Source organism: Stenotrophomonas rhizophila, assembly GCF_001704155.1.
In the GTDB taxonomy this organism is placed as follows: Bacteria; Pseudomonadota; Gammaproteobacteria; order Xanthomonadales; family Xanthomonadaceae; genus Stenotrophomonas; species Stenotrophomonas rhizophila_A.
In genome coordinates this window covers 617501-641958 of the sequence record NZ_CP016294.1, presented here as the reverse complement: position 1 = coordinate 641958, position 24458 = coordinate 617501, and the positions used below count along the sequence as shown (strand labels likewise).

At 65.9% G+C, this 24458-nt stretch carries 21 protein-coding genes and 3 rRNA genes (1 of these 24 cut by a window edge); 6 read left to right on the top strand and 18 right to left on the bottom strand.

Annotation, left to right across the window (positions count from 1 at the left end):
* Positions 1-438 precede the first annotated feature (438 nt).
* The 5 genes from BAY15_RS02730 to BAY15_RS02710 form a co-directional block, all read right to left on the bottom strand.
* Positions 439-1263, bottom strand: a complete 825-nt coding sequence (locus BAY15_RS02730; protein ID WP_068848763.1) for a calcium-binding protein — start codon at positions 1261-1263, stop codon at positions 439-441.
* 72 nt (positions 1264-1335) lie between these two features.
* Positions 1336-2223: a heme o synthase gene (gene cyoE / locus BAY15_RS02725; protein WP_068848761.1), complete on the bottom strand. Its 888-nt coding sequence runs from the start codon at positions 2221-2223 to the stop codon at positions 1336-1338.
* Entirely contained in the window at positions 2220-3416 is a 1197-nt protein-coding gene (locus BAY15_RS02720; RefSeq protein ID WP_068848759.1) for a COX15/CtaA family protein, read from the bottom strand. Before BAY15_RS02720 ends, cyoE begins: the two co-directional genes overlap by 4 nt.
* Positions 3417-3426: 10 nt before the next feature.
* Positions 3427-4002 (bottom strand): hypothetical protein, encoded by a 576-nt coding sequence (locus BAY15_RS02715; protein ID WP_068848757.1) that lies wholly within the window; start codon positions 4000-4002, stop codon positions 3427-3429.
* Positions 4003-4015: 13 nt separating this feature from the next.
* Complete coding sequence (locus BAY15_RS02710) at positions 4016-4747, bottom strand: SURF1 family protein (protein ID WP_068848755.1); 732 nt, start codon at positions 4745-4747, stop codon at positions 4016-4018.
* Positions 4748-4804: 57 nt separating this feature from the next.
* On the opposite strand from BAY15_RS02710, the gene BAY15_RS02705 reads away from it, so the two are divergent.
* Positions 4805-5023: a twin transmembrane helix small protein gene (locus BAY15_RS02705; protein ID WP_068848753.1), complete on the top strand. Its 219-nt coding sequence runs from the start codon at positions 4805-4807 to the stop codon at positions 5021-5023.
* 12 nt (positions 5024-5035) lie between these two features.
* On the opposite strand, the gene BAY15_RS02700 is transcribed toward BAY15_RS02705, so the two are convergent.
* Genes BAY15_RS02700 through coxB form a run of 5 tightly spaced genes read right to left on the bottom strand, consistent with a single transcriptional unit; the run spans position 5036 to position 9261 of the window.
* Positions 5036-5914, bottom strand: a complete 879-nt coding sequence (locus tag BAY15_RS02700) for a cytochrome c oxidase subunit 3 (protein WP_068848751.1) — start codon at positions 5912-5914, stop codon at positions 5036-5038.
* Positions 5915-5934: 20 nt separating this feature from the next.
* Positions 5935-6516, bottom strand: coding sequence for a cytochrome c oxidase assembly protein (locus BAY15_RS02695; RefSeq protein WP_068848749.1), 582 nt, complete (start codon positions 6514-6516; stop codon positions 5935-5937).
* Positions 6513-6641, bottom strand: a complete 129-nt coding sequence (locus tag BAY15_RS19620; RefSeq protein WP_256947664.1) for a hypothetical protein — start codon at positions 6639-6641, stop codon at positions 6513-6515. Before BAY15_RS19620 ends, BAY15_RS02695 begins: the two co-directional genes overlap by 4 nt.
* Before the next feature lie 8 nt (positions 6642-6649).
* Positions 6650-8260: a cytochrome c oxidase subunit I gene (ctaD, locus tag BAY15_RS02690; RefSeq protein ID WP_068848748.1), complete on the bottom strand. Its 1611-nt coding sequence runs from the start codon at positions 8258-8260 to the stop codon at positions 6650-6652.
* Positions 8261-8319: 59 nt separating this feature from the next.
* A complete protein-coding gene (gene coxB, locus BAY15_RS02685; protein WP_068848746.1) occupies positions 8320-9261 on the bottom strand; it encodes a cytochrome c oxidase subunit II in 942 nt (313 codons plus the stop codon).
* A gap of 442 nt (positions 9262-9703) precedes the next feature.
* On the opposite strand from coxB, the gene putA reads away from it, so the two are divergent.
* Complete coding sequence (gene putA / locus BAY15_RS02680; RefSeq protein WP_068848744.1) at positions 9704-12928, top strand: bifunctional proline dehydrogenase/L-glutamate gamma-semialdehyde dehydrogenase PutA; 3225 nt, start codon at positions 9704-9706, stop codon at positions 12926-12928.
* A gap of 69 nt (positions 12929-12997) precedes the next feature.
* Here putA and BAY15_RS02675 read toward each other — a convergent pair whose 3' ends face one another.
* Entirely contained in the window at positions 12998-13645 is a 648-nt protein-coding gene (locus tag BAY15_RS02675) for a hypothetical protein (RefSeq protein ID WP_068848742.1), read from the bottom strand.
* 104 nt (positions 13646-13749) lie between these two features.
* On the opposite strand from BAY15_RS02675, the gene BAY15_RS02670 reads away from it, so the two are divergent.
* Complete coding sequence (locus BAY15_RS02670; protein WP_068854515.1) at positions 13750-14481, top strand: ThuA domain-containing protein; 732 nt, start codon at positions 13750-13752, stop codon at positions 14479-14481.
* 194 nt (positions 14482-14675) lie between these two features.
* Here the strand turns inward: BAY15_RS02670 and BAY15_RS02665 are convergent, their stop codons facing one another.
* Positions 14676-16019 carry an outer membrane protein transport protein gene (locus BAY15_RS02665; protein WP_068848740.1) on the bottom strand — a complete coding sequence of 448 codons (1344 nt, stop codon included), beginning with the start codon at positions 16017-16019 and terminating at the stop codon, positions 14676-14678.
* Positions 16020-16249: 230 nt separating this feature from the next.
* Between BAY15_RS02665 and BAY15_RS02660 the strand changes: the two genes are divergently transcribed.
* Positions 16250-16942, top strand: coding sequence for a rhomboid family intramembrane serine protease (locus BAY15_RS02660; protein WP_068848738.1), 693 nt, complete (start codon positions 16250-16252; stop codon positions 16940-16942).
* Positions 16943-17121: 179 nt separating this feature from the next.
* Here BAY15_RS02660 and BAY15_RS02655 read toward each other — a convergent pair whose 3' ends face one another.
* Positions 17122-18552, bottom strand: a complete 1431-nt coding sequence (locus BAY15_RS02655) for a S41 family peptidase (protein WP_068848736.1) — start codon at positions 18550-18552, stop codon at positions 17122-17124.
* 95 nt (positions 18553-18647) lie between these two features.
* Positions 18648-19865 (bottom strand): murein hydrolase activator EnvC family protein, encoded by a 1218-nt coding sequence (locus tag BAY15_RS02650; RefSeq protein WP_237334340.1) that lies wholly within the window; start codon positions 19863-19865, stop codon positions 18648-18650.
* A gap of 205 nt (positions 19866-20070) precedes the next feature.
* Here BAY15_RS02650 and BAY15_RS02645 point away from each other — a divergent pair, with 205 nt between their 5' ends.
* Positions 20071-20733: a hypothetical protein gene (locus tag BAY15_RS02645; RefSeq protein ID WP_068848732.1), complete on the top strand. Its 663-nt coding sequence runs from the start codon at positions 20071-20073 to the stop codon at positions 20731-20733.
* A 52-nt stretch (positions 20734-20785) separates the two neighbouring features.
* The gene (locus BAY15_RS02640; protein WP_068848730.1) at positions 20786-22516 is read left to right on the top strand and encodes a M28 family metallopeptidase; all 1731 of its coding nucleotides are present in this window, start codon (positions 20786-20788) and stop codon (positions 22514-22516) included.
* Positions 22517-22579: 63 nt separating this feature from the next.
* On the opposite strand, the gene BAY15_RS02635 is transcribed toward BAY15_RS02640, so the two are convergent.
* The 4 genes from BAY15_RS02635 to BAY15_RS02620 all read right to left on the bottom strand — a co-directional run.
* Entirely contained in the window at positions 22580-22984 is a 405-nt protein-coding gene (locus tag BAY15_RS02635) for an REP-associated tyrosine transposase (RefSeq protein WP_237334306.1), read from the bottom strand.
* A gap of 414 nt (positions 22985-23398) precedes the next feature.
* A 5S ribosomal RNA gene (gene rrf, locus BAY15_RS02630) occupies positions 23399-23513 on the bottom strand.
* 159 nt (positions 23514-23672) lie between these two features.
* Positions 23673-23787 (bottom strand): 5S ribosomal RNA (rrf, locus tag BAY15_RS02625).
* 147 nt (positions 23788-23934) lie between these two features.
* Positions 23935-24458 (bottom strand): 23S ribosomal RNA (locus BAY15_RS02620) (it continues 2355 nt past the right edge of the window).

Genomic DNA, 24458 nt, shown 5'->3' with positions numbered 1-24458 from the left:
GGCGAAAAGCGCCGTTGCTGTTACCACCGCTCCCATGATGCCTTTGTAAAAGGCCATTCGAACTCCAGCAGATTGCGCGAGCAGATTCTCGCGTGGTCTGTTCTACGGAGCTGCTTCCAATGAAAGTGGGCGCTGCGTCTTGTTACGTGCTCGGGAAATCGGGGCCACACTTCGTCGCGGAGGTTCCCTATAGGCGACCGTGCTTGATGCGCCAAGGCAGGACGATCCGCGCTCCGTTCGGATTCGGCATGGACACTCAAGACTGGATACAACATGTCGCAAGCGGCATATGGCAATTGCGGTTTCGACGGGGGCATGTCCGGCATTACTCCGTCATGGGTCATGCCGCAACCGCGCTGATCATTGCTACCGGCGGTCGTTTGGGAAGCGACCCTACCAATGCCGTTGCCAGCCCAGTGTGCTCCGCGCCGACCGGCGTCAACGGTCAGTCAATGTGCCTACGCTCAGCTCCGGCAGGTACACCCATACGTCATACGAGCGATCCGGGTCCGTTTCGGCAACCGGATCGCGCGCTGGCCGCTCGAGCAGCGGCATCGCGCGGCAGGGGCTCATGCAATGCCAGGTGTGGCCACGCAGTGCCTCCACGCGCACGCTGTACAGCGGCAGGTCCAGAAGGAACGCCGCCATGGTGCGATGCTTCATTTCCGGGGGCGCATCTTCGAACGGGTGGCGCATCGCATGCACGTTGCCTGTCAGTACCAGCATCCGCGCCGCACTGGGCAGCGCGTTGAACTGTTGGCGCACATGGGTGGCCATCTCCGCGTCGCGATCCACGTCGCTGTCGTACGCGCTGATCTCAATATCGTAGCCCGCTACAGCGATATCTCGACCCTGCGACCGCAGCACGCGCAGGGCTTCGATCAGCGCCAGCATGTCGCGACTACGGCGCCCGTCATGCTGGCCATCTTTCACCCGCCAGAACGGCGAGGTGCGCAGTGCTTCGCGCGCATCCGCATCACCGTTGGAGCGCAGGTACCGCGCCAGCGCGGCGTTCTCGCTCATCGGCAGCTCCAACCCCAGCCGCACGGACGCGTTGTTGCGGCTGTAGCGTTCCATCAGGTCGGCCACCAGCAGCGGCGTTTCGGCGGTACCGTGGTATTCGCCGAGCACCACCAGCCGGTGGTTGCCCGCCAAGGTCACGATCTGCGTTGCGGTGTCGCCGACACCGCCTGCCGGCACGGCGGCGGCTGTGCCGCACACCATCGAAGCTACCATCACAGCCATCCAGAGCCATCGCTTCATGCCGTCACGTCCTGTTGGGGTCATGAAAGCAATGGCGACGCGATGGCCGGTTTCAAGGCTGGCGCAGGAAGCTCAAAGGAACGGCAACATCCAGTGGTCCACCATCAGGAACGCGAACAGCGCCATGAGGTAGACGATGGAGTAGCCGAACATCTTCATCGAGAACAGCTCGTCCGGTGGGTTGAGCATGCGCCAGGCGTACCAGAGGAATACGGCGTTGAGCACCACCGCGCCGCCCAGGTAGAACAGCCCGCTCATGCCCACCACCGTGGGCAGGATGCTGACGATGGCCAGCACGATGGAATACGCCATGATCGACTTGCGGGTGTACGCCACGCCATGGGTGACCGGCAGCATCGGGATCTTGGCCTTGGCGTAATCTTCGCGGCGGAAGATTGCCAGCGCCCAGAAATGCGGCGGGGTCCAGATGAAGATGATCAGCACCAGCAGCGAGGCATACGCCCAGTCCCACGGACCCTGCATGCCGGTGATGGCCGCCCAGCCCAGCAGCGGCGGGGTGGCGCCGGCGAGACCGCCGATCACGATGTTCTGCGAGGTGGCGCGCTTGAGGTACACGGTGTAGATCACCGCGTAGCCGATCAGCGAGGCGAAGGTCAGCACGGCGGTGATGACGTTCACCCACAGCACCAGGATGGTCATCGACAGCACGATCAGCGCGCCGGCAAACACCAGCACCTGCCACGGCTTGACCTTGCCCACTACCAGCGGCCGCCACGAGGTGCGCGCCATCTGCGCGTCGATCTGCGCGTCCAGCAGCTGGTTGATGGCCGCTGCGGCCGAGGCCGCCAGCCAGATGCCGAGGAAGCCCAGCGCGCCGCGCACGGCCTGCTCAGCGGTGGGCAACGCGGGGATGGCCAGGAACATGCCCACCAGCGCGGTGAACACGATCAGGGCCACGACCTTCGGCTTGGTCAGATCCCAATACTGCCTGACGCTCATGGTGTCGCCCCAGCGGCTTCATCCACCACGTCGGAAGGCGCGCGCAGGCGGGCCATCAGCGTGACCAGCACGAACAGCAGCGCGACCGCGCCGCCGCTGTGCGCCACTGCCACTTCGAGCGGCACCGCCAGCTTCACGTTGAGAATGCCCAGGGTAATCTGCGCCACGACCAGCAGCCCCAGCGCACTGGCCCAGCCACGCATGCTCGGCAGCCGGTACAGGCGCACCGCCAGCCACAGCAGGTACACCGCCACGACAACGGCAAACATGCGGTGCGCCATCTGGATCGCGATACGCGAAGCGCCATCGAGCACGCCCCCTTCGTAATCCACGCCGATGCCACGCCACAGCGTGAAGCCTTCCTTGAAGTCGTGCTGCGGCCACCACTGGCTGACGCAGCGCGGGAAGTTATCCAGCGAGGCACTGCCGCCGCCGCAGGCCAGCGCGGCGTAGTTGGCGCTCACCCAGCCACCCAATGCGATCTGCATGACCAGCACGGCCACGCCGATGCGCAGCAGCCACTTCAGCTTCGGCGCCTGCACCAGGGTGATCGGCATGTGCGTGGCGCGCCAGGCCATCCACACCAGCAGCCCGAACATCAGCATGCCGCCGAGCAGGTGGCCCATGACCACGATGGGCTTGAGCAGCAGGGTCACCGTCCACATGCCCAGCAGCGCCTGGAAGATCACCACCGCCAGGGTCAGCAAGGCCGCGCGTGAGAGGTCGATGTTGTTCCAGCGCAACGCGGCGATCAGCAGGATCACTTCGCCGGTGATGGCCAGGATGCTGGCCAGGACATGCATGCCCATCATGTACAGCGGTATGCCGGTGGCCACCAGCACGCACGCGGTAACCACGGCAGTGGTGCCCCAGCGTCGGCGGCGCGTGGCCAGCAGGGCCAGGGTGAGGATTTCGATGCCCAGCGCGCCGGCCAGGAAACGGTGCACCTGCTCGCGCCACGCCTTGTGGGTTTCCAGCGGGCGGATCTTGGCCGCTTCGTGGCCGATCACTTCCTGCGCATGCTGCGGCCAGGTCACGCGGCCGTAGCAGGTCGGCCAGTCCGGGCAGCTCAGGCCGGCATCGGACAGGCGCACGAACGAACCAAACATGATCGTGCTGGCCGTCATGATCAGGGCGAACCACGCCAGACGGTGGAAATTGCGATGCAGCGCCGGGCGCGCGGTGGGGTTCATCAAACGGAACTCACTTCAGTTTCAACAGCGTGGCCATGTCCTTGCGCAGACCGGCCAATTCGAATCCCGGCGCATACCGCATGATCACGAACCCGTTCGGGTCGATGACATACACAGGCGTGCCGGCGGCGTCATCCACGGCGGGCAACACGGCACGCAGGTTCGGCTGGGGGGCCAGCACGCGCAGGGCGGGAAAGCCCTGGACCTCGGCCGGCGGCGTACCCAGCCACAGGATCTCGACATTATCGGCCCTATGGCCGAACAGCTGCCACACCTTGTCCAATCCCTGCGACAAAGTGACGCACTCGGCCGCGCAGCCCGGGGCCGGCGCCACCAGGATGCGCCAGACTTGGGCATCGGGGTTCCACGGGTACGGTTGGCCGTTGGCCAGGGTGGGCGGCAGCGCGCGCGCGTCCACCGCCGGGGTGAACACTTCGCCGGTGTTGCGGTGGGCGGCCGGCTGCCAGCCGGCGAAGCGCAGCACGCCGGCCAGCGCCATGGCCCCGAAGAACAGGCCGAACAGGGCTACCAGGGTCCAGCGGCCACGGTTGCGGGCCTTGAGCTGTTCCGGGGTGATGGCATTCATGCGTGGGATTTTCTCATGGAAGGAGGGGGCGTGCCGGGCGCCGCCGGCGCCATTCGAGGACGAGGGCGACGGTCAGCACGGTCAGGGCCAGGCCGAACCACTGCACGGCGTAGCCGAGGTGGCGGCTGGGCGGCAGGGTGTTGGGCAGCAGCTCCAGGTCGCGGGCGTAGCCGCCGGGCAGCGCCGGGTCCAGGCGCAGTACCGGGCCGTGCAGGCTGCCCGCGGGCAGTGCCAGCGTGGAGGCGACTTCATCGGGCGGCATGCGGTTGGCCAGCCACACACCCGGTTGCGGGGTCGCGGTGAATGCCGGGCCCAGCACGAGCCCGCTGGCCGGCGGCGGCGCCAGCAGGCCGGCCACCTGGGCGGGGCCGTCGCGCGGCACGATGGCCGGCAGGGTGCGGTCGCCCGGCATCGGCAGCCAACCCAGGTCCACCAGCACCACCGCGCCGCCATCGCTGCGGAACGGCTGGTACACCTTGATGCCGGCGCGGCCTTCGCGGGTCTGGTTGTCCAGCAGCACGGTGCCGGGCAGGAAGTGGCCGTGGTCCTCCACCCAGCGCAGCTGCACGGGTGCGGCCTGCGCCTGGGCCAGGCTGAGAGTCTGCGCACGGGCCGGCAGTTGCTGATCCAGCAGCGCCTGTTTTTCATGCATCCGCTGCAGCTGCCAGCGGCCCAGCTGGCAGAACGCGAGGATCACCAGCACGGCGACGACCCAGCCGATCAGGCGCGTGTGCTTGCGCATCATGACAACGCCGGCAAAACGAGGTCAGATAGGCATACCCGCCCTGCCCTCGAGCTGCGCATGAATGATTCGTTGAAGACCCTGCTGGTAATCGCGTTTCTGATCGTCATCGTCTGGAATCTGGGCGCGGGGCTGTATTACCTGCTGGTCGACCGTGGCCAGACCAAACGCACGGTCAATGCGCTCACCCGCCGCATCGCGGTATCGGTGGCGCTGATCGTGCTGGTGGCCATCGGCATCTACAGCGGCTGGATCAAACCCCACGGCGTGGGCGGCTGATACCGCCCGACGCTACAGCACGTAGACGAACAGGAACAGCATCAGCCACACCACGTCGACGAAGTGCCAGTACCACGCGGCGGCCTCGAAACCGAAATGGTTGTCGCGGGTGAAGTGGCCCTTGGCCGAGCGCAGCCACATCACGATCAGCATGATCGTGCCCAGCAGCACGTGCGCGCCGTGGAAGCCGGTGAGCATGAAGAACGTGGAGCCGTAGATGCCCGAGCCCAGGGTGAGGTTGAGCTCCTTGTAGGCGTGGATGTATTCCTCGGCCTGCAGGGTGAGGAAGAACGCGCCCAGCAGCACGGTGATGCCCAGCCACACCAGCAGCTGGCGGCGGTGGCCGGCCTTGAGCGCGTGGTGGGCGATGGTGAGGGTGACGCCGGAGGTAAGCAGGATCAGCGTGTTGATCAGCGGCAGGCCCCAGGCCGGAATGGTCTGGAAGTGGCCGCCGATGGCGCCCGGGCCGTTGGTCGGCCAGGCGGCCGAATAGCCATCCCAGAGCAGTTCATTGGTCATCACCCCGTCGCCCTCGCCGCCCAGCCACGGCAGGCCCAGGTTGCGGGTGTAGAACAGCGCGCCGAAGAAGGCACCGAAGAACATCACTTCGGAGAAGATGAACCACACCATGCCCATCCGGAACGAGCCGTCGACCTGGTGGTTGTAGTTGCCGGCCTGCGATTCGCGCACGACGTCGCTGAACCACCAGAACAGGGTCAGCACCAGCATGGCGATGCCGGCGTAGAAGGTCCACTTGCCCCAGCCGGCATCATTGAGCCAGCTGGCCACGCCCACCATGGTGACCATCATCGCGATGGAGCCGATGAAGGGCCACTTGCTGTGGGTGGGCACGAAGTACACGTTGGCGTCTGGGCTGTGCTGGGTGGCCATGATCGGTATCCGGGTACGTATCAGGGTGCCGAGCGCGCGGTGGCCGGCGGGGTCGCCGTGGCCAGCTGCGCCGACAGCGCGTCGTTCTTGTAGAACGTGTAGGACAGGGTGATGGTCTTGATGTTGGCGGGCAGGTCCGGATCGACGATGAAACGCACCGGCATGTCGCGTTTCTCGCCGGCCACCAGGGTCTGCGCGGTGAAGCAGAAGCATTCGGTCTTGCTGAAGTAACCCGAGGCCTTGGCCGGGGCCACCGACGGCACCGCGCTGCCCACCAGCGCGTGGTCGCTGTCATTGCGCGCGTAGTACAGCGCTTCGTTGAGTTCGCCGGGCACCACGTCCATGGTCAGCTGTTCGGGGTGGAAGGCCCACGGCAGTTTGGAGTTCACGCCGCCATCGAACTGCACCCGCACGGTGCGCTTGGCTGCGCCGGGCGCGCCCACCGCCGCCGCACCAGGGCCACGCTCCAGCCGCACCCCGAACACCTTTTCGCAGGCGATGCGATACAGCGGCACCAGCGAGAAGGTGAGCACGAACACCGCCACCGCCACCGCGATCAGGCGCGGCAGCCCGGCATGCGGTGCGGGGCGGGTCTCGCTCATCGGCCCAGCACCCCGCTCAGGATGAAGCCGACATAGACCAGGATCGCTACCGCACCGACCCACAGCGCGGTGCGCCGTGCGCGTTGGCGGCGGGCAGCCAGATCCTGTTGATGGACATCATGCATGGCAGACCTCAATGGGTGATGTCGTCATGGGCCAGATCGCCCGGGCGGATGGTCGGCGGTACGGTGAAGGTATGCGCCGGTGCCGGTGACGGAACCGTCCATTCCAGCCCGCGTGCACCTTCCCAGGCGCGGTCAGCGGCCTTTTCGCCGTTGCGCAGCGAGGCGATCAGGATCGCGGCCATCATGAACGGGGTCACGAACATGCCGAACGCGCCGATGGAGCTGATCAGGTTCCAGTCGGCAAACGCCACGCTGTAATCGGGAATGCGGCGCGGCATGCCGGCCAGGCCCAGGAAGTGCTGCGGGAAGAACAGCAGGTTCACGAAAATGATGGACCACCAGAAGTGCACTTTGGCCCAGAACTCGCTGTACATGCGCCCGGTCCACTTCGGCCACCAGTAGTACACCGCGCCGATCAGCGCGAACACCGCGCCGGTGACCAGCACGTAGTGGAAGTGCGCCACCACGAAGTAGGTGTCGTGGTACTGGAAGTCGGCCACCACGATGGCCAGCATCAGGCCGGAGAAGCCGCCGATGGTGAACAGGATCACGAAGGCGACCGCCCACAGCATGGGCGCCTCGAAGGTGAGCGAACCGCGCCACATGGTGCTCACCCAGTTGAACACCTTCACCCCGGTGGGGATGGAGATCAGCATGGTGGCGAACATGAAGTAGATTTCGCCGCCCAGCGGCATGCCCACGGTGAACATGTGGTGGGCCCAGACGATGAAGGACAGGAAGGCGATCGCGGCGATCGCGTAGACCATGGCCTGGTAACCGAACAGCGGCTTGCGGCTGAAGGTGGGGATGATTTCACTGACCACGCCGAACGCCGGCAGGATCATGATGTACACCTCCGGGTGGCCGAAGAACCAGAAGATGTGCTGGAACATCACCGGGTCGCCGCCGCCGGCCGCGTTGAAGAAGCTGGTACCGAAGAACTTGTCGGTGAGCAGCATGGTCACCGCACCGGCCAGCACCGGCATCACCGCGATCAGCAGGAAGGCGGTGATCAGCCAGGACCAGCAGAAGATCGGCATCTTCAGCAGGTCGATGCCCGGCGCGCGCATGTTGAGCACGGTGGCGATGATGTTGATCGCGCCCATGATCGAACTGATGCCGGCCACGTGGATGGCGAACACGGTGAACGCCACGTTGTAGCCGCCCTGCAGCGACAGCGGCGGGTACAGGGTCCAGCCGCCGGCTGGCGCGCCGCCGGGCAGCAGGAAGGTGAGCAGCAGCAGGCTGAAGGCGACCGGCAGCAGCCAGAACGACCAGTTGTTCATGCGCGGCAGCGCCATGTCCGGCGCGCCCACCTGCAGCGGGATCATCCAGTTGGCCAGGCCGACGAAGGCGGGCATGACGCCACCGAAGATCATCACCAGCGCGTGCACGGTGGTGAGCTGGTTGAAGGTTTCCGGCTTCACGAACTGCAGGCCGGGCTGCATCAGCTCGGCGCGGATGATCACGCTCATCGCCGCGCCGATGATGAACATGATGAAGCTGAAAAGCAGGTAGAGCGTGCCGATGTCCTTGTGGTTGGTCGAGAAGAACCAACGTTCGAAGAACGACTGCTGATGCCCGTGATGCCCGTCGTGATCAACTGCGGAATGCGCCATCGCCACACCACCTCGTTGGTTCGGTATCAGCGCGCGCCGCACGGCGCGCGCGGTTCGTATCAGGCGTTTTCAGGCGCCGGTGCAGCTGCGGGTGCAGCCTCGGGTGTGGGCGCCGCCGGGTCTGCGGGCGCAGGGGCGGCTTCCGGTGCGGCCGGTGCCGGCGCCGGGTCGGGCGCCTTGGGCCGCTTTTCGGCCAGCCACTTCTGGAAATCTTCCTTGGACACCGCTTCCACCACGATGGGCATGAAGCCATGGTCCTTGCCGCACAGTTCGGCACACTGGCCGCGGTACACGCCGACCTTCTCGATATTGGTCCAGGCTTCGTTGACGAAACCGGGAATGGCGTCCTGCTTCCAGCCCAGCGCGGGCACCCACCACGCGTGGATCACGTCATCGGAGGTGATGACGAAACGCACCTTGGTGTCGACCGGCAGCACCAGGCGGTTGTCCACGTCGAGCAGGTAATGCGGGTGGCTTTCGCGGTCGGGTACCTTGCCGCTCTGCCGGACCCGGTCGGATTCGCGGTCCAGGCGGCTGGTGAAGGTGACGTCTTCACCCAGGTATTCGTACTTCCACATCCACTGGTAGCCAGTGACCTTGACGGTCATTTCAGCATCGCGGGTGTCGTAGAACTTGATCAGGTTGGCCGTGGCCGGCCACGCCATCACCACCAGGATGATCACTGGAATGACCGTCCAGACGATCTCGGCCCTGGTGTTGTGGCTGAAGGTGGCGGCGACCGCCCCCTTGGATTTGCGGAACTTGAAGATGGCATAGAACATCGCGCCGAACACCAGCACGCCGATGACCGTACACACCCACAGGGAGAACATGTTGGATTCCCAGGCCAGCCGCGAGCTCTGGGTGACCCCCTTGCCCATGTTCAGCTGCCACGGAACCGGGTCGGCCGATTGAGCCCACGCCAGTGCCGGCGCCATCAGCGCTGCCCCACACCCCACTGCCTTTGCGAACTGCGTGCCCCACTTTCTGCGTTGCTTCATTGCCTAGACCCTTAGCGTCGTCGGTTGCAGCCATCGCTGGCCACTAGCAAGCCTTCTGGTTCTCTTCCCGCCGACGATCAGCCCCCACCCCATGGGGGTATGCACTGAACACCGGCGATCGACCGGGTGCGGATTCATCTCCGCACACACCGTTCATTCGAGCGCCCGTGGGGGACGCGTGTTCCTGCCGCAGGAAACGTCTCGATGGTAGCCCTGATCTCGCGCGACCGGCAAGGGTCCATTCACAGTTTTGACAATGGTGCAATACAGCATAAGCATCGGCAGCTGTTTTGACGAAATCGGCACAGCTTTTAACGACACCGCTGGATCCGCCGAATCCCCCTGTATGAAAGGCTATGACCGTAATCGGCGGCGCATCTCCGATTGCTTTCACGGATGAAAAAGCGATTAAAATGGTCAAGTTTTCCACGAGCCAACCGGCATGACCGCACCTTCCGCGCTTCCCCCTGCCCCGGCCCCGTCCGGCGCCTCCCGCCCGCCGCTGCTGTCCCCCGAGCTGCCGGCCGTTCCCAATGCGTTCCGCCAGGCGATCACCGATGCCTGGATGAAGGACGAGGCCAGCCACGTGCGCGAGCTGCTGGCGCAGGCGCGCCTGCCCGCCGACGAGCAAGCGAAGGTGCAGGCCACCGCCGCCGACCTGGTCAAGCGCGTACGCGTGCGTGCCAAGGACCAGGGCGCGATCGAAGCCTTCATGCGCCAGTACGACCTGGGCAGCGAGGAAGGCGTGCTGCTGATGTGCGTGGCCGAAGCGCTGCTGCGCATTCCGGACCAGGACACCGCCGACAAGCTGATCCGCGACAAGCTCGGCGAAGCGGACTGGAAGAAGCACCTGGGCGGCAGCGATTCGGTGCTGGTCAACGCCTCCACCTGGGGCCTGATGCTCACCGGCCACATCGTCCAGATCAACGACTCCACCCGCGCCGACGTGCCGGGCGCATTCGCGCGCCTGATGGGCCGCGTGGGTGAGCCGGTGATCCGCCTGGCCGTGCGCCAGGCGATGAAGATCATGGGCCACCAGTTCGTCATGGGCCGCACCATCGACGAAGCGCTGTCGCGCTCGCACAAGGGCGACAACGCCAGCTACCGCTATTCGTTCGACATGCTTGGCGAAGGCGCGCTGACCATGAAGGACGCCAAGCGTTACCTGGAAGACTACCGCCGCGCGATCCACTCCATCGGTGGCGACCACAAGGCCCGTGGCGGCCGCCCGGATGGCGACGTCAATTCGGCCCCGGGCATTTCCATCAAGCTGTCGGCGCTGTACCCGCGCTATGAGCACGCCAAGCGCGCGCGCGTGATGGCCGACCTGGTCCCGGGCGTGCTGGAACTGGCACGACTGGCCAAGTCGTACGGCATCGGCTGCACGGTGGATGCCGAGGAAACCGACCGCCTGGAACTGTCGCTGGACATCATTGAAGCGGTGGTGAGCGATGCCTCGCTGGCCGGGTGGGAAGGCTTCGGCGTGGTGGTGCAGGCGTACCAGAAGCGCACCCCGTACACGATCGACTACCTGGCCGACCTGGCCCGCCGCATCGGCCGTCGCCTGCAGGTGCGCCTGGTCAAGGGCGCGTACTGGGACGCGGAGATCAAGCGCGCCCAGATCGACGGCCTGCCGGCCTACCCGGTGTTCACCCGCAAGCAGAACACCGACGTGTCCTACCTGGCCTGTGCCAAGCGTCTGTTCACCCATGCCGATGCGATCTACCCGATGTTCGCCACGCACAACGCGCACACCATCGCGGCGGTGCAGGCGATCGCGCAGGGTGGCCAGTACGAACACCAGAAGCTGCACGGCATGGGCGATGACCTGTACGCCGAAGTGGTGCCGGCCAACCGCCTGAACGTGCCGTGCCGCGTGTACGCACCGGTGGGTTCGCACGAAGACCTGCTGCCGTACCTGGTGCGCCGCCTGCTCGAGAACGGCGCCAACTCCAGCTTCGTCAACCGCATCACCGACGACGCGGTGGCCATCGATGACCTGATCCGCGATCCGGTCGACGCCGTTGCCTCGTTCGATTCCATTCCGCACCCGAAAATCCCGCTGCCGGTTGACCTGCTGCGCAGCCAGAACCACGACAGGAAGAATTCCATGGGCGTCAATCTCGCCAACGACAACGATCTGCGCGCCCTGGCCGAGCAGCTCAACGCCGCCGTCAAGCCGTGGCAGGCCGCTCCGCTGGTGCCGGGTGCACAGCCCACCGGCGCGCTGTTGAACGTGGTCAACCCGGCCGACACGCGCCAGGTAGTGGGCCAGTGGCAGCCGGCCGACAGCGCCACCGTGGAAAAGGCCCTGGCCAACGCCGTGGCCGCCCAGCCGCAGTGGAACCGCACTCCGGCCGCCAGCCGCGCGGCGATCCTGGAACATGCTGCCGACCAGCTGGAAGCCCGCCTGCCCGAGTTCATGGCGCTGTGCGTCAAGGAAGCCGGCAAGAGCCTGCCCGACGGCATCGCCGAAGTGCGCGAAGCGGTGGACTTCCTGCGCTACTACGCCAAGCAGGCGCGCGAGCAGTTCGGCCATGCCGAGAAGCTGCCCAGCCCGACCGGTGAATCCAACGAGCTGCAGCTGCATGGCCGCGGCGTGTTCGTGTGCATCAGCCCGTGGAACTTCCCGCTGGCGATCTTCCTGGGCCAGGTCGCCGCCGCGCTGGCCGCCGGCAACAGCGTGATCGCCAAGCCGGCCGAACAGACCAACCTGATCGGCTACTACGCGGTGAAGCTGCTGCTGGACGCCGGCGTGCCCGAAGGCGTGGTGCAGTTCCTGCCGGGCGACGGCGCCACCGTGGGTGCCGCGCTCACCGCCGACCCGCGCGTGGCCGGCGTGGCCTTCACCGGTTCGACCGATACCGCGCGCGCGATCAACCGTGCGATGGCGGCCCGTGATGCTGCAATCGGTGTGCTGATCGCCGAAACCGGCGGCCAGAACGCCTTCATCGCCGATTCCTCGGCGCTGCCGGAACAGCTGGTCAAGGATGCGATCGGTTCGGCGTTCACCTCGGCCGGCCAGCGCTGCTCGGCCGCGCGCGTGCTGTTCGTGCAGGACGACATCGCCGACAAGGTGATGACCATGCTGGCCGGTGCGATGGCCGAGCTGAAGATCGGCGATCCGGGCCTGCTGTCGACCGACGTCGGCCCGGTGATCGATGCCGATGCGCTGCAGATCCTGCAGGAACATGCGGTGCGCATGGAGAAGGAAGCGCGCCTGATCGCCGCTGCCGAGCTCAGCGAAGCGGCCGCGCACGGCACCTTCTTCGCGCCGCGTGCGTATGAGCTGAAGAACCTGGACCAGCTGCACAAGGAAATCTTCGGGCCGGTGCTGCACGTGATCCGCTGGAAGGGCGACCAGCTCGATGCGGTGATCGACCAGATCAACGCCACCGGCTACGGCCTAACCCTGGGCGTGCATTCGCGCATCGACGAAACCGTGGACCGCATTTCCTCGCGGGTGAACGTGGGCAACGTGTACGTCAACCGCAACCAGATCGGTGCGGTGGTGGGCGTGCAGCCGTTCGGCGGCCAGGGCCTGTCGGGCACCGGTCCGAAGGCCGGCGGCCCACACTACCTACTGCGTTTTGCCACCGAGAAGACCGTCACCGTGAACACCACCGCGGCCGGTGGCAATGCGTCGCTGCTGACGTTGGGCGATTGATCGACGTGGTGATGGTTTAAACGAAAAACCCCGCGAAAGCGGGGTTTTTTGTGGGTGATGCCGACGCCGTCACTCGGCGTGGATGGCCTCGATTTCATCGCGCATGAGCAGTTCTTCGCCCATGTAGCGCTCGAATTTGATGCGGCCGAACCCCGGTGCATACCAGGCTTCCAAGCGGTTGTCTTCGAAGGTCGCGCTGACGTGGCAGGTGTCCTTGAAGGTGCGCGGCTGGTCGTCGACCGTGGCCTCCACGTCTTCGAAGCCGACGAAGGTGTAGTCGTTGAAGCCGTCGTAATCCACCGGCTCCACCGTTTCTTCCATGTGGTGGGTGCGTTCGCCGCTGCCGTTGACCACGAAGCGCTCGCCCGGCCTGGCGGTCTGCGGGAAGGTCGGCGCGGGCTTGAAGGTATCGGTCATCACCGGCCGGGAGGCGTCGCCGCCCCAGGCGGAGATGCCGTAGCGGTCCTGGCCCAGCAGCTGGCGGCCGCTGGCATCGTAGTAGGCGGCCGTACCGACGCCACCACCGGCGCTCTGCACGCGGATAGCCTGCTGGCCGGCGAACTCCGCCTTCTCGATGGTCAGGGTTTCATCGCCGGTGGAGTAGCGCAGGCCCGGGGTGAGGGTGAAGCAGGTGGCGAAATCGGCGGCGGCGAAGGCCGGCGCGGCCAGCGCGGAGAGGGCGAAGGCCAGGGTGGAACGAAGCAGAACGGGCGACATGTGGTTTCCTTGTCATGGATCGTGAAGCGGTTCCTGCGCCGCAGGCGGCATCCGGCCGCCTGTACGCGGACCGGGATTGTACGGGGCTGTGGCATGATCCGGCCATGCGCCCAAATGTCCTGCCGTTGCTGTTGGCGATGTTCCTGTCCACCGTTCCGGCGGCCATGGCGGCGGCCAACGAGCGCGTGCTGGTGTTCACCAGTACCGCCAAGTTCCGCCACGATTCCATTCCCACTGCCGTGAGCACGCTGCGCCTGCTGGCCGAGCGCGAGCGGATGGCAGTGGACCAGAGCGAGAACGCGGCCGATTTCAACGACGCCAACCTGGCCCGCTACCGGGTGGTGGTATTCGCCAACACCACCGGCGATGTGCTCGATGCCACCCAGCAGCAGGCGATGGAGACCTTCATCCGCGCGGGTGGCGGGTTCATGGGCGTGCATTCGGCCGCCGACACCGAGTACGACTGGCCCTGGTATGGGCAGCTGGTGGGCGCGTATTTCAAGAACCACCCCGAAGGCCTGCAGTTCAGCCGCGTGCAGCCTGAGCGCGAGGGCAAGCCGCAAGGCACCTCGTGGCCGGTACGCGACGAGCTGTACAACTACCGCAGCAACCCGCGTGGGGCCGTGCAGGTGACCGCCACGGTGGACGAGCGCATGTACCAGGGCGGCACGATGGGTGCCGACCACCCCATTGCGTGGTGCCACCGGTTCGATGGCGGGCGCAGCTGGTACACCGGCCTGGGCCATGACACGGGCCTGTACCGCAACCGCGATTTCCTGGCGCACCTGCGGCAGGGCCTGTTGTACGCCGCAGGACGTTCGCCCGCGTGCGGGTAGAGCCGACTGTCAGTCGGCTGCCGTTCGCATGAAGCCGTAGACCGCGCGTAGAGCAGCCGACTGACAGTCGGCTCTACCGGTGCGGTTTCGCATCCGCGTCCGCATCCGGTTTCGCATCCGGTTGCCGACCCACAACGCAGAAGGCCCCGCTTGCGCGGGGCCTTCCGTCTGTTACGCGGCGCGAACGCCGTGGATCAGAACTTGTAGTTGAACGATGCAGCCAGCACGTCGCCGCGGACCTTGTACTTGCCGTTCAGCGAATTGCCCTGGTTGTTCGTGGTGGCCGGAACGATGACGTTCGGGTCGCTGGTGAACAGGTGGGTGTAGCCGAAGTTGTACTCGGTGTTCGCCGACGGGGTCCAGCCCACGCCCAGCGACAGCCACTTGCGGCTGGTGTCCGGCACGCGGACGTCGCGGTGCGCGTCGGTGGTCGGGGTCTGGTCGTACGCCACGCCGCCACGCAGGGTGACGGTGTCGCTCAGCTTGAAGTCGGTACCCAGCGAGACGAAGGTCGTGTCGCGGTAGCCGAATTCCAGCACCGAGTCCGGCTGCGCCGAGGCGTAGTCGATGGTGACCTGGTCGAACGCGGTCGACCAGGCAGTGCGGGTGACGTCACCCATCACGGTCCAGCGGTCGTTGACGTTGTGGGTCACGCTCAGGGTGGCCGACGCCGGCAGGGTCACGGTGGCCTTGCCCGAGGTGGTCACGAAGCGGCCCGGCTGGGCGACGGCCAGCACGGCAGCGGCGTTGGACGGCACGTCGAAGGTGGCGTCACCGCCGGTGATCTTGTGCTCGACCTTGGAACGGTAGCTGATGCCGATGTGGGTGTTCTCGTCCGGGCTGAACAGACCGCCGATGGTCCAACCCACGGCGTTGTTGTCGCCTTCGACGGTCAGCTTGCCATCGGCGCTGCCCGGGGCGAAGCCCGGCACGCGGGACTGGGCCAGCGCGGTGCCGAAGTCGATGTTGTTGCTCAGTTCGATGGTCAGGTGCTCAACGAACACCGACGCGCCGAAGGACACGTACGGGTTGACGTCGTACGAGGCGGCAAAGCCGAGGTCGATCGCCTTCAGGTCGGTCTTCAGGCCGCTGTAGCGACCCACCCAGCCGTTGTCGTAGTCGGTCTTGAAGCCGAACGGAGCGGTCAGCGACACGCCGAAGTGGGCCTGTTCGCCGATCGGCATGTGGAAGTACGCGGCCGGAACCGGCGCGATCATGCCGGCGTCGCCGCCGTCACCGCCGGTCTGCGGCTGGCCGGTCGGCTTGCGGCCGGTGCCTTCGTATTCGGCCTTGAAGCTGATGGCGCTCAGATCGCCCTGGATCTGCATGCCTTCCAGCTGGCGCATGCCGGCCGGGTTGACGGCGATGATCGAGGCGTCGCCCTGGGCGCTGCCCGAACCAGCGAAGGCGCGGCCGAGGCCCTTGGCGCTGTTTTCCTTCAGCTGGAAGGCGGCGGCGTTGACGTGGCCAACGGCCAGGACACCGGCGATGCCGACAGCGAGGGCGGTGACGCGAGCGAGGGTGGAAGCGGTATGCATCGTTTGTTCTCTCCGGAAATGCGTGTGGTTTGGCAACGCGCGCCTGCGCTGTCCCAGGCCCCGAAGGACTTGACACAACGCGCCGGATTCCCCTCCCGACATACGACGCCGTATGCGAGTATACCCAGACCAGTTAATGAAACAATAACGCGATCACCCTTTCCGGCTATTCAGGCTGAACGCGTCTTCGCTCCTTCAGGCGCGTTGCCGCGCTAGGCTAGCGCCCACGCATGTTCGTCTCGCTTCCCTCCCGCAAGAAGTCCGCCGTCCGCTGGGCGACGCCCCTGCTGTTCGCGACGCTGTGGGCCGCATTCCTGTGGTCGATCTCGCGCCCGGGCGATGCCCGGCGCAGCCTGTGGATGGACTGGGGCGCGCTGTCCACCGGGCTGACCCGGCCGTTGGACTGGTGGGCGACCTTCGAGGACGGCAGCGTGCTGCGGCTGTTCACCGCGCTGTTCCTGCACGCGGACTGGTCGCACCTGCTGGGCAACCTGGTGTTCCTGCTGATCTTCGGGCTGCCCGCCGAGCGGGTGCTGGGGCCGTGGCGGCTGATCCTGCTGTTCCTGGTGGGCGGGGCGATCTCCAACCTCACCGCGATCTACACGATGGGCAGCCCGGACCAGATCATCATCGGCGCCAGTGGCGCGGTGTCGGCGCTGATCGGGGCGTACCTGGCCCTGTTCCCGGGCGCGCGGCTGGGGGTGGTGATCCCGCTGGGGCTGTTCCTGGAATTCGTGCGGGCGCCGGCCTACCTGCTGATCGGGGTGTGGGCGGGGCTGCAGGTGGTGTTCGCGTACATCGGCCCGACCTTCGGCATGGTGGCCTGGTGGGCACACATTGCCGGGTTCGTGTTCGGGCTGGTGTATGGGGTGTACGTGCGCGCGGCGATCGCGCGGCGGTTGCGGAAGCGGCACGGGTTTTAAGCGTGCGCCGCAGGCTGGTAGGGTCGCATCCCAATCGACCGCCGTGGTACCCGCCGCGTTCGATGTCGGCATGAACATCGGCGGATCCGGCTGTTACGCCGTTCAACGCAATGCGTTACCGGGCGTTGCACCGTTATCGGCAGTCGTTTGGGAACCGACTCTACCAGCGGGTGCACCCGTCACGGCGTGGGTGCAGGTTCCGTCTTCGGCTTTGCTTCCGGCTTTGCTTCCGGCTTTGTTTCCGGCTTCGGCTTGGCTTCCACCTTGGGCGCCGGCTTCTTCGCCGCGTCGGCCTTCTGCTTTGCGGCCACCGAACCGGGCTGTTTCAGCTCGGCCAGCGCGTCGTTGATCGGGCCGTCGCCGGGCAGTACATCGCCGGCCTGGTAGCCTTCGCCGCCTTCTTCGTCACCGCGCAGGTGGCCCGGCAACGTCGCTTCGCTGTAATCGGACAGGCTGGCCGGCAGGTCGTCGTCTTCGCCTGGCTTCTTCTCCGGCACCAGCACCACGTCGGGCACGATGCCGGTGGCCTGGATCGATTTGCCGCTGGGGGTGTAATAGCGCGCGGTGGTCAGCTTGACCGAATCGCCGTTGTCCAGCGGCAGCACGGTCTGCACCGAGCCCTTGCCGAAGGTGCGGCTGCCGATCACGCGGGCACGGCCGTTGTCGCGCAGTGCGCCAGCCAGCACTTCCGAGGCGCTGGCCGAACCGGCATCGGCCAACACCACCACCGGCGCCCCCTTGAGCAGGTCGCCAGGCGTGGCATCGAAGCGCGCGTCGCTGATCGCGATGCGGCCCCGGGTGCTGACGATGTTGCCCTTGTCCAGCAGGTCGTCGGCGACCTGCACGGCTGCGGTGAGCAGGCCACCGGGGTTGCTGCGCAGGTCCAGCACCAGGCCCTTGAGCTTGCCGCCGGCCTGCTGCTGCAGCTGGCCCACGTGCTTCTGGAAATCGGCACCGGTATCGGCCTGGAAGGTGCTCAGGCGCACGTAGCCATAGCCGGGTTCCAGCATGCGGCTGCGCACGCTGGTGACGCGGATGGTTTCGCGGGTGATCGGCACATCGAACGGCTTGGCTTTGCCCTCGCGCAGGATGGTGAGGATCACCTTGCTGCCGGCCTTGCCACGCAGCGGCTCGGTGGCTTCGATCGCGCTGATCGGCTTGCCGTCGATGGCGATGATCAGGTCGCCGGCCAGGATGCCGGCCTTGGCCGCCGGGGTGTCGTCGATCGGCGAGATGACCTTGAGGCTGCTGTTGTCGGGCTGCTGCTGCAGCTCCACGCCGATGCCTTCATAGGCACCTTCGGCCTGTTCGTCGAAGGCTTCGGCATCTTCCTTGTCGAAGTAGGTGCTGTGCGGGTCCAGGTCCAGCAGCAGGCCACGGATGGCCGACTGCATCAGCTTCTTGTCGTCCACCGGCTCGACATACGCGGCACGTACCGCGTTGTAGACGGCGACGTAACGGCGGATTTCATCCAGCGGCACGCGCGAGGTCACCGCCTCTTCGGTGGAGGCTGCATCGCCGCCGCGTTCCGGAACCTGGGCGGTCTGCTGCGCCCAAGACAGCGCCGGCACCAGGGCCAGCAGCAGGGTGGCGGAACGGGCTACGCGCATGAAGCACTCCAGGTTGAGCGGGGGACGGGACCACACGCACCGATGATGCGTCGCCCGATTATGCGCGAAGGCACGGTAAATTCCCGTTGAACAGGCTACCGGCGCTGCAGCCACGACGATGGATCCACCGGCTGCCCGTTACGCCGCAATTCAAAATACAGCGCGGTAACGCCCTGCCCGCCCGAGTTGCCGACCTTGGCCACGGCATCGCCCTTCTTCACCGTGCCGCCGGCATCGCGCAGCAGCGTGTCGTTGTGCGCGTAGAGGCTCATGTAGCCATTGCCGTGATCCACGATCAGGATCATGCCGTAGCCGGTCATCCAGTCGGAGAACACCACGGTGCCATCGGCGACGGCGGTGACGGTGCTGCCCGCAGGCGCGCTGATCAGCACACCACTGCTGGTACGCCCGTCCGGCAGCTTGCCGCCATAGCGTGCCAGCAGGTTGCCCGACAGCGGCCAGCCCAGCCCGCCCACCTTGGGCGCCGGCGCCGAGGCGACGGCCGGCGGGGTCTTGCCCGGGCGCGGCGGCGGCTTGGTGCCACTGGCGGCGGCAGCGCGTTCGGCCTTCTCGGCGGCGGCTTTTTCCGCGGCGGCGCGGCGCGCGGCGGCACGGCGTTCGGCTTCGGCACGGGCGGCAGCAGCGCGCAGGTTGGCCAACAGGGTTTCCAGCGCCTTGGCATCCTGGCCCAGCGCTTTTTCGCGTTCGCTGCGGTCTTTGTAGCGTTCGTCCAGACTGGCCACCGTCTCGGCGCGCGTGCGGCGGTCCGCAGCCAGGCTGGCGGCCTGTTGTTTCTGCTGCTGGCGGGTGCCTTCCAGCGCCTGGCGGCGTTCGGCGATCTGCGCCTCCAGCGATTCCAGTTCGGTCAGGTCGGCGGTCAGCGCGCCGATGCGCCGCGCGCGTTCGCGCTGCAGGTAACGGTGGTAGGCCAGCGTGCGGTTGGCATCGGCCACCCGGTCCTGCGACAACAGCAGCTTCAACGGCGCGTTGTTGCCGATGCGGTAGGCGGCGCGCAGCAGCGAGGCCAGCTCCTGGCGCTGCTGCTGCAGGCCCGCCTGCAGTTCGCTGCGGCGCTGCTGCGCCTCCTGCAGGGCGCGGGTTTCGCGCTGCAGCGCGGTTTCGGTCTCGGCCAGCACGCGGCCGGTGCGGGCGACCTTCTCGTCGGCCTCGCGCAGCTGGCGCGAGGCTTGGCCGCGCTGGCCTTCCAGCGTGCGTCGTTCCTGGGCGACACCCTTCAGCTCGGTGCGCAGCTTCTGCAGCTTGCGCTCGGCGTCCTTCGGGTTCTGCGCGGCCAGCGGCGCAGCGCCGATCATCGCCAGAATCAGTGCCAGCGCCGACAGCGCCACCGGCCAGCGCGAGCTACGGCCGTGCCCAGCGGTCGGATTGTTATTCCCGCGTGAGGAAAAGACGTTGGGGCGCAAGGGCTTTCCAGTGACTTCAGGCAGATGCGGATTGCAGCGCTGCATGGTGACATTCCTGAAGGCGGCCTGCCAGCCGCATACCCGGACGAGGCACCCCATGAAACGTTTCCCGCTACCGCTGCTGATTGCCCTGGTGCTGCCCTGCGCGCCCGCCTTCGCCAGCGATGGCATCAGCAAGGTCAATGGCAGCATCACCGCCAGCGCCGGCCAGACCTATGGCGACCTGGACACCGTCAATGGTGGAATCACCGTCGAGGGCGGCGCCGAGGCCGGCGACATCCAGACCGTCAACGGCGGCATCCAGGTGGATGATCGCGCCCGCACCCGTGGCATCTCGACGGTCAACGGCGGCATCCGGATCGGCCAGCGCGTCGTGGTCGATGGCGATGTCGAAACCGTCAACGGCAGCATCTTTGTCGACCGCGGCACCCGCATCGACGGTGGCGTGGAAACCGTCAACGGCGGCATCGGTCTGGTGGAGACGCGGCTGTCCCAGGGTATCGAGACGGTCAACGGCGACATCACCGTCGGCATCGGTTCGGTGGTCGAGGGCGGCATCCACGTCAACAAGCCCAGCTTCAGCCTGTCGCTGCGCGCCGGACGCAAGCCGCGCGTGATCATCGGCCCGAATGCGGCGGTCAACGGCCCGCTGCACTTCGAGCGCGAGGTCACCCTGTACGTGCACCGCAGCGCGCACATCGGTCCGGTCGAGGGCGCCCAACCCGTGCCGTTCGACACCGACGCCGCGCCGAACGATTGATACTCTTTTACCCGGTGCCCGCGCACCGGCCCTTTGTCTCCAGGAATCGATGATGTCCCGCAAACTTCTGTTGTGCCTGGCCGCCACCGCCGCGCTGACCGCGTGCAAGGGCGAGACCACCGCACCGGCGGCCGCGCCGGCTGCTGATACCGCCCCGGCCGCCGCCGGCCACGCCTTCTCGGCCGAAATCAACGCCGGCGACTTCGGCGAGCTGGTCAAGACCCTGTCGTCGGACGAGTTCGAAGGCCGCGCGCCGGGAAGCACCGGCGAAGACCGCACGGTGGAGTACATCCGCGACCAGATGCAGCGCATCGGCCTGCAGCCGGGCAACGGCGACAGCTGGTTCCAGGAGGTGGCGATGACCGAAACCACCGCCGATGAGAGCACCGTGCTGAAGCTGGACCAGGCCGGCAAGCAGCGCGACCTGAAGTTCGGCACCGACATGGTGATCGGCACCCGCAGTGGCCAGAAGGAAGTGAAGATCGACGGCAGCGACCTGGTCTTCGTCGGCTACGGCGTGGATGCGCCGGAGCAGAAGTGGAACGACTACGCCGGCCAGGACTGGAAGGGCAAGACGGTGGTCATGTTCGTCAACGACCCGGGTTTCCACGTCAACGACGAGAAGCTGTTCGACGGCAAGCGCATGACCTATTACGGCCGCTGGACCTACAAGTTCGAAGAGGCCGCCCGCAAGGGCGCTGCCGCGGCGCTGATCGTGCATGACACCGCCGGTGCTTCGTACGGTTGGGACGTGGTCAAGAACTCGTGGGCCGGCCCGCAGTACGACCTGCCGGCCAAGGACGATCCCGAACCCCGCCTGCCGGCGCAGGGCTGGCTGAGTGCCGATGCGGCGCGCCAGCTGTTCGCCGATGCCGGGCTGGACCTGGACCAGGCCTACAAGGATGCCAACAAGCGCGGCTTCAAGCCGGTGCCGCTGAAGGCGAAGATCTCGCTGGACCTGAAGAGCACCATCGCTGAAAAGAAGTCGCGCAACGTGGTCGGCGTGCTGCCGGGCACCAAGCATGCCGACGAGGCCGTGCTGTACATGGCGCACTGGGACCACCTGGGCAAGCATGAAGGCGAGCAGGGCGACAACATCTACAACGGTGCCATCGACAACGCCACCGGCGTGGCCGGCATCCTGGAGATCGCGGACGCGATGGCGCATGAGCAGCCCGCGCCGGAGCGCTCGGTGGTATTCCTGGCAGTGACGCTGGAAGAATCGGGTCTATTGGGGTCGAAGTATTACGTGAACCACCCGACCTTCCCGCTGGACAAGATTGCCGGCGTGATCAACATCGACGCAATGTCGGTGGCCGGCAAGGCCAAGGACCTGACCGTGACCGGCTTCGGCAGCTCGCAGCTGGAGGACATCCTCAAGCCGCTCGCGGCGGAGAAGGGTCGCACGCTGCACGGCGAAACCTCGGTGCAGAGCGGCTTCTACTTCCGTTCGGACCACTTCAACTTCGCCAAGGCCGGCGTGCCGGCGCTGTATGCCGACGGCGGCGAAGACCTGCTCGACGGCGGCGTGGACGCAGGCCGCAAGGCGGCTGAGGCGTATGGCCGCGATCGGTACCACGGCCCCAAGGACGAGTACGACGCCAGTACCTGGAAGCTGGACGGCACCGTGGAAGACCTGGAGCTGCTGCACGGCGTGGGCAAGGCCATCGCCGTGGGCGGCCAGTGGCCGAACTGGTACGAGGGCAACCCGTTCAAGGCAGCCCGCGACGAGATGATGAAGGGCAAGACCGAGGCGGCTGCGGCGGCTCCGGCTGCGAAGTAAGCCTGGCCCACATCGCTGGTTGAAGAGAAGCGGCGCCTTTGGGCGCCGCTTCTTTTTTGGGGGTCACTCGGTAGCGGAGGGCCACCGCGTCCAGCAATACGGGTACTCGCCTGCCTTTGTAGCGAGCCCCGAACGAATCGGGTTCTCGATCAGGTAGTTGGCCTGTGTGAGTAAAGATTCGTCGGAGCGGATGCAGTGGTCGTAGAAGCCGCGTTGCCACAACGAGCCCGCGCTGCCGCGATGCAGATTGAGTGCACGCGAGGAGCGGGATTTGAAGGCTTGGACACAGCGACTGATGTTGCCGTTGCCCAGTTGCATCAGCCAATGGACGTGATCCGGCATCACCACCCATGCGAGCGTGCGTGAGCGATGTTCGCGATCTGAGCAGCGAAGTGCCTCGACCACGCATTCGACGGTGGCGTCATCGACAAAGATCGATTCGCGGCCGGCCACTACGGTGGTGAGCATGTAGTACGCGCCCTGAAGGGAGCGGCGGCCGATGAGGAGGCGTGGACTGGGCATGGCCAAAGAGTGGTATTTCCCCATGGCCGGTGGTATCCGGGAAGTCGCAATCAAGTCGTCAGGAGACCCCGGTAGGGTCGCATCCCAATCGACCGCCGAGGTGGTGATTACCGCATTGGGGCATGACCATGAACGCAGGCAACGCGTTTCGATTCGGGTCCATGCGTCACCGTGCCGATCACCGTTATCGGCAGTCGTTTGGGAATCGACCCTACCGCCGCCCGGCCCGTCGCGGTGGGTGCCGACCGTTGGTCGGCACACATCGATCATCCCAACACGGTAGGTGCCAACCGTTGGTCGGCACGCTTTGACGCAAAGAAAAAACCCCGCTGCGTGAGCAGCGGGGTTTTTGGGTGTAAACCCTGGCGATGACCTACTCTCGCATGGCTTGAGCCACACTACCATCGGCGCAGCTGCGTTTCACTTCCGAGTTCGGGATGGGATCGGGTGGTTCCACAGCGCTAATTTCACCAGGGAGACGGTTGGAGCAGCGCAGTGCGCCAGCTCGGCATTCGTGTCTCCCGTTTCACACGACCAACGGTCGTGTGCTACCGGGTGCAGGCTCCCGAAAACATGGGGCTTGCAAAAAAAGGAAAACCCCACTGCATCTGCAGCGGGGTTTTTGGGGTGTAAACCCTGGCGATGACCTACTCTCGCATGGCTTGAGCCACACTACCATCGGCGCAGCTGCGTTTCACTTCCGAGTTCGGGATGGGATCGGGTGGTTCCACAGCGCTAATTTCACCAGGGAGACGGTTGGAGCGTCGCGATGTTCGTGGATTTTCCCTTGGGGAAAAAGCACGGCCATACTGCGCCTGCCTCTCATAGTTCTTGTGACGTAGCGTGCACTTGGGCTCTATCGACATGTCATGTCGGCCAAGGCAACTTGAGGTTATATGGTCAAGCCACACGGATCATTAGTATCAGTTAGCTCAATACATTGCTGTACTTACACACCTGACCTATCAACCACATAGTCTATATGGTTCCTTCAGGGGGCTTGTGCCCCGGGAGATCTCATCTTGAGGCGCGCTTCCCGCTTAGATGCTTTCAGCGGTTATCGCTTCCGAACATAGCTACCCGGCAATGCCACTGGCGTGACAACCGGAACACCAGAGGTTCGTCCACTCCGGTCCTCTCGTACTAGGAGCAGCCCCTCTCAAATCTCCAACGCCCATGGCAGATAGGGACCGAACTGTCTCACGACGTTCTGAACCCAGCTCGCGTACCACTTTAAATGGCGAACAGCCATACCCTTGGGACCGACTACAGCCCCAGGATGTGATGAGCCGACATCGAGGTGCCAAACACCGCCGTCGATATGAACTCTTGGGCGGTATCAGCCTGTTATCCCCGGAGTACCTTTTATCCGTTGAGCGATGGCCCTTCCATACAGAACCACCGGATCACTAAGTCCTAG